Origin of the sequence: Halomicronema sp. CCY15110, from assembly GCF_016888165.1 — a bacterium.
Lineage (GTDB): Bacteria > Cyanobacteriota > Cyanobacteriia > Phormidesmidales > Phormidesmidaceae > Halomicronema.
The window spans coordinates 23,343-30,032 of sequence record NZ_JACSWC010000244.1 but is presented as its reverse complement, the minus strand read 5'-3'; the positions used below and the strand labels follow the sequence as shown (position 1 = coordinate 30,032).

Below are 6,690 nucleotides of genomic sequence, written 5' to 3'. Positions count from 1 at the left end.
TTGTCATCGTTGGGTTTCGTGACCTCAACCCAATCTACACTGACCCACAATTTGAAAGTTGACAGACCACTAGTGCCTTCCAGCCACTCAAAACGCTGCTATACCAATCGGTCTAAGGAATGAGGATTTAATAAGTTTGAATAGGCGTCTCGGCAGTTCACTGCTAGACACCAGATTGATTTAGCCAGAATTGGATTTTATATAATCCTGATCCTTAAGTGGCTCACTGCATGCCATGCTGTGGAACAAGGAGTTGCTCGCCAGCTGCATTTAGATGTGGTCACTGCAAAGCCCTAAAATCCTTATTCCGCAAAGACTCTTATGCAAAATTCTGCCTCAACATTTTGAAATTTGCTATAAAATCTGGCCTATCAATAAACTGACTGGAGATTGCTTCAGCCTACCGCGAACCATCGGCAAAAATTTTCCTCGACAGGGATAAGCTTGTCCCGCGAGGTCATGCGGTATAGCAACCCGTGGAAGGGTTCGATTGATTTAGGTTCTCAGAATCTATAGCCAGAAAGCATTTCATGCCTGTAAACCAACCGCATCAATGTGCGAATTGCCATAGGCATGAGGCTTGTCTCATCAGTGTGCCCACGCAAAAGCCAGCCCCCAGTGAGAGCTGGCTTTTGCTCATATACCCATTCCGCCGACTAGATAATGTCGCTATTGTCGTCAATCAGCAAATTATCATCATCCAAAATGGGTTTTTGAGCTGGAGCAGAACCGCCAGACTTTTCCGCATTGCCTTCACCATTTTCGGTAAAACCAACCATCTCATCGTCCTTCAGAATATTTCCGAGTCCAGGGTCGAGTTGGTAGTTGCGGGCAGACGCATCATCTAACACCACGTCACGAGCCAAAGCATCATCGATCATTGCGCCTTCAAAACCGGCACCGGGGTCGGTATCTAAGCTAGGCGTAGGTTCTTCGTAGGCATTAAACCCGGTTCCCGCAGGAATCAGACGGCCAATGATGACGTTTTCCTTCAGGCCACGCAACCAATCAGACTTCCCTTCGATCGCTGCTTCCGTCAACACACGCGTCGTCTCTTGGAAACTCGCCGCAGAAATAAAGCTGTCGGTATTCAAAGACGCCTTGGTGATACCCAGCAAGACCGGCGTATATTCTGCCGGTGCCCCCCCGGTAATCGCCATCGCCTCATTAACCTGCTCAATCTGATAGATTTCCATCAATTCACCCGGCAGCATCGTGGTGTCACCCCCATCTTCAACGCGGGCCTTTGAGGTCATCTGCCGCACAATTACCTCAATATGCTTGTCAGAAATATCGACGCCTTGCGACTGATATACAGATTGCACTTCGTTCACCAAGAAGGTCTGCACTTCTTGCAACGCTTTCATTGATGCAACGTGAATACCTTCTCCTTGAGACTTGTGGTAAGCAAAGAAAATTTCCAAAATCTGGTGGGGATTAGCTGGGCCATCAGTCAATGGCTCCGCCGCCTCGACATACTGAGCATCATTAATCAACAGGTTTTGACCTGGATTCAAGGGATACTCAGTGACGACGCCATCGGCTTCCACCACCTTGACGTTGGCTGTCTCGTCATCAGTAAAGACCACTTCGGTAGTGCCTGGACGCTCCACTAATACACAGGCTTCTTTCGGTTTCCGAGCCTCCAAAAGCTCCTCAATTCTCGGCAAGCCCTGAATGATATCGCCAGTCTTGGCTCGCTCGAACACCAGCAGCACCAAACTATCGCCCCGCTGCACCAGATCACCATTTTCAATGTGCAGCACGGCTCCGGTCGAGACGCGGTAGGGGCGTGCGGTTCGGAGGGTAATATGGGAGTCGCTAATCTCGATCACCTGACCAGACTCCTCCAGTACCATGCCCGGAGCGACTTCATTCCCATCAACTAGCAAATCACCCACCGCCACTGTTGGCTGTTGACCATTCAATTCCAGCTGTTTCAAGTCATTGGAGCGCACCACCAGAATGCGGCGGATCGCTTCAGTACCTTCGCGAATACCCCGAACTTCACCTTCTTCCTTACATTGAATTTCGGTCCGAGCGACGACTGCACCGGGTTCAATCTGCTGGCCCTCTTCAGCCAAAATTCGGGTCAGGGTGCTTCCTTGGGTCTGGTCAGCCACAACGTCGCGGCGAATGATAATCGCTTCGAGAATCACCAGCTGCAGACGCATAACGTCAGGATCGTTCTCGTCGGGCACTTGCTCAATATCAGCTTCTAAGTGCGAGGACTCTTCGCCAATTTCCAGCACTAGCTGAGTCCGCAGAAGTTCTTGCCCTTCAACCGACTTGACGCGATCGCCGTCCTTAAAGGAAATACGCTGCACGGCCCGCAAACGAATATGGCAGCCAGAATCACTAGTCGATTCCTGACTGGGAACATCAGGCTCGTCTGGCACTTTATATTCCTCAACCGGACGTAGCAAAATAGCCGGTCCTTCCGGCGATTCGACAAATTCTACGTACGTCAATTCCTCAGTGGTTAGGCCCGCCATGAGTTCTTCACCCGGAGGCACAATGGTGCCGTCCCGATCCATAACTTCTTCCGGGTTATCCACCATGTGAAGGGCCCCTGGCTTGACCACGATTTCGCGCAGAATATCGTTTTTCTGGGTAACTTCAACCACACCGCTACTTTGACAAAAGATGTCTTTTACAACTTCTGTGCCCGCTTCCACATATTGACCGTCTTCCACCAAAAGTAAAGACAAGTCCTTATTCACTTCGTGGGTTTCTTCCGGAATCCATAGCAGCTGACCGCCTTTGGTCACTTCATAACCCTGCTTACCTTTGCCTTTCTTCGAGGCCTCCACTCCGGAATACTTGATCATGCCGCCAGTGGTGGTGTGGTAAGCGCTCTCTTCCATCTCGGCCACAACGCCGTTGTTGAGAAGCTTAGTCCCCGGCGTAGCAATCAAAGAGAACCGTTGACCATTTGCCGTCTCAATAACGTAATGCTCACCTCCCTGGCCGCTTTCCATTTTTACTTCGGCCTGATCCAGCAGTACCGAAGCGGTAATGACTTCTACTTCCCGAGCATCTTTGCCTTCTGACACCTCAGGAATCCGCACTAAGCCGCCGCGCTCAGTAACCTGACGCGTTTCGGCGATGACACTACCGGGCATAATGCGATCGCCATTCTTCACGATTGGCTCAGCATTGGGCGGTAAGTTATACACTTCCCCAGACAACACCCAAATCAAGCCACCTCGCTGGGCCAAACGGGTCGTGTTCCCTTGCCGGTCAATTTTCTCTTCCTGCACCAAGCCCGCAAACTTGACTTCACCGGAGAGGTCACTGTTCACGTCCTTAGTGGCTTTCTCAGTGACTTTACGGATGCGGCTAGACGTTGGCATTTCCGCCAGCAATTGTTCCTTGCTAACGCGATCGCCGTGATTCACAAATAAAATGGCCCCTTGAGGCAAGGTATCAGATTGATTCTTGCCACTATCACTTTTCACCACTAACTTGGTCGAGCTTTCCAGCACCAGCGCATCTTCACCGTGCCGAGTCCGGAAGGCACGGCTTTTAAACTTAGCCGGCAGTTCAATCACCCCATCCCGTTTCGCCCGCACCTGCGGAGCCATCTCACCCGTGAACGTTCCGCCCGTGTGGAACGTCCGCATTGTTAACTGAGTACCAGGTTCCCCGATCGATTGAGCTGCGATAATCCCCACCGCTTCGCCCAAATCAACCATTTCTGAATGGGCCAAACTCCAGCCGTAACAGTGTTGGCAGACCGAACGCGTAGCCTCACAGGTTAGCCCTGACCGGACAATTACTTCTTCAACACCTGCCGCATAGAGTTCATCAGCTCTCGCCTGTGAAAGCGCTTCATTACGCTGAGCAATGATTTCTCCAGTTTCGGGATTTACCACATCTGCAGCCAACACTCGCCCCAGCAAGCGATCCGACAGTGGAATCAAAACCTTTTCACCAGCCGTCATGCTTCGCAGCGGAATCCCTCGCTCAGTACCGCAATCCACCTCGCGAATGATGACGTCCTGCGAGACATCCACCAAACGACGGGTCAAATACCCTGAGTCAGCAGTCCGTAGAGCCGTATCGACTAACCCTTTGCGCGCCCCATAGGAAGAAATGACATACTCAGTAACTGATAACCCCTCACGGAAGTTCGTCCGAATCGGTTGGTCAATGATTTCACCTTGAGGATTGGCCATCAAGCCTCGCATCCCCACAAGTTGCCGCACCTGGGAAATGTTACCCCGAGCACCCGAAAAGGCCATCATGTAGACCGAATTCAGAGGATTATTTTCCTTAAAGTTCTTGACTACCTGATCCTTCAGCTCTTCGCTGGTCCCGTTCCAGGTATCAATCACCTTTTGGAATCGCTCTACCTCAGTAATCTCTCCGCGGGTATAACGTTCTTCAGTAGTGCGAATTTGCTCGTCAGCAGCATCTAACAAGCCCCGTTTTTCTGAGGGTACCTGCAAGTCCTCCACACTAATCGACACCCCAGCCCGAGTCGCATAATGGAAGCCCAGAGTTTTCACCTGATCAGCCATTTGTGAGGTTCTGGCAGTGCCAAAATTTTCAAACGACCAAGAAATCAATTTCTTGAGTTGCTTTTTGTCAATCACCCGATTGCGAAATACCATCGGAGACTTATTTGTTGACTGCTCTGCCATGTTGACCTCTCTGCCCTATTCTGGTTGACCGTTATTGACTGCTCTAAGTGATCGTCAGGGGAAATGAACCCTCTCAACCTCAAGCCCCCTTAACGAAATGACGATAACGTCAGCTTGACAATGCTTCATGCACCGTCTTGTTGTAAATAATGCGTCCTGCCGTGGTTTTGATGTACTGAGAAATCAAATTACCCTCAGCGTCCTCACGCGTACGGTGCTGCGCATACAATCGGCGGACTGTGCCATCCACCTCAGTTTTCTCTTCCACGAGTTCATCGGAGCCCTCGACTTCCACTGGCCCATCAAACCGTAGCCAAACTTTGGCATGTAACCCAATCGCCCCTTGCTCAAAGGCCAAAACGGCATCTTCCATCGTGCCAAAAGTCTGGCCTGAACCCTTTTGCTCATAGGGATTTTCAGCAGTGAGGTAATAGCAACCCAGCACCATATCTTGACTAGGGGTAATAATGGGTCGCCCAGTTGCCGGCGACAAAACATTATTGGAAGCCAGCATGAGTAATCTTGCTTCCGACTGCGCTTCCAACGACAACGGCACATGTACCGCCATCTGGTCACCATCAAAGTCGGCGTTAAAAGCTGGACAGACGAGAGGATGTAGCTGAATCGCTCGCCCCTCTACCAAAATCGGCTCAAATGCCTGAATGCCAAGGCGGTGAAGCGTCGGAGCCCGGTTCAAAAGCACGGGATGGCTTTCAATCACCTCTTCCAGCACTTCCCAAACACTCGGATCATTACGCTGAATTAGCTTCTTAGCCGCCTTGATATTGTTCACCAATCCCTGACGGATCAGGCGATGAATCACAAATGGCTGAAACAGCTCGATCGCCATCTCCCGAGGCAAACCACACTGATGGATCTTCAGCTTAGGACCCACCACAATAACCGATCGTCCCGAGTAATCTACCCGCTTACCCAGAAGGTTTTGCCGGAACCGCCCTTGTTTACCCTCAATAATGTCTGACAAAGATTTCAGGGGGCGATTATTGGCACCTACCACCGTCCGACCCCGTCGTCCGTTGTCAATCAAAGCATCTACCGCTTCCTGCAGCATCCGCTTCTCATTTCGCACAATAATTTCCGGTGCCAGAATTTCCTGCAGCCGAGCCAGGCGATTATTACGGTTAATGACCCGACGATATAAGTCATTCAAGTCAGAAGTCGCAAACCGACCACCATCTAGTTGCACCATCGGCCGCAAATCCGGGGGAATGACCGGAATTGCATTGATCACCATCCATTCAGGCTTGGAGCCAGTCGCAATAAAGTTATCGATCACGCGCAGCCGCTTGATCAACTTGGCACGCTTCTGACCCTTAGAATTAGCGATGCCTTCCCGCAGTTGCTCGGCTACTTCCTCTAGCTTGAGATCCTGCAACAACCGCTGCAGGGCCTCTGCTCCAATGCCCACCTCAATGCCCACCAACTGCGACTCTTCATCGTAGAGTTGATCCTCAATTTCAATCCATTGATCTTCAGTCAACAGTTGCTTATATGAGAGGTTGTCGGCATTGCCAGGATCAAGCACAACATAGGCGTTGAAATAGACAATCTGCTCAACGTCCTTTAGAGCCATGTCCAGGAGAATGGCAATGTAGCTCGGAATTCCCTTGAGATACCAAACATGAGCAACGGGGGCCGCCAGCTTGATATACCCCATACGGTGACGACGCACGCGCGACTCAGTCACCTCAACTCCACAGCGTTCGCAAACGATACCCCGGTGCCGCACCCGCTTATATTTACCGCAGTGGCATTCCCAATCCTTAGCAGGACCGAAAATTCGCTCACAGAACAAGCCGTCCATCTCTGGCTTAAGCGTTCGGTAGTTAATAGTCTCTGGCTTGGTTACTTCACCTACCACCATGCCATTGGGGAGGGTTCGTTCCCCCCATTGCCGCACCCGTTCAGGGGAGGCCAATCCAATTTTGACGTAATCGAAACGCTGCTCTAGCTTTGCCATGCTCAGCCTTTTCCTTCAGATATGCGCTTAATGTTTACCGATGTAACGCTGGGACGGAAT

Annotated in this window: 2 protein-coding genes; both read right to left on the bottom strand. The window is 51.0% G+C overall.

Annotated features, from left to right (window positions below):
• Window positions 1-656 precede the first annotated feature (656 nt).
• Window positions 657-4,649, bottom strand: a complete 3,993-nt coding sequence (locus JUK32_RS09525) for a DNA-directed RNA polymerase subunit beta' (protein ID WP_204138624.1) — start codon at window positions 4,647-4,649, stop codon at window positions 657-659.
• A gap of 109 nt (window positions 4,650-4,758) precedes the next feature.
• Window positions 4,759-6,630 (bottom strand): DNA-directed RNA polymerase subunit gamma, encoded by a 1,872-nt coding sequence (locus JUK32_RS09520; RefSeq protein WP_204138623.1) that lies wholly within the window; start codon window positions 6,628-6,630, stop codon window positions 4,759-4,761.
• Window positions 6,631-6,690: the final 60 nt, after the last annotated feature.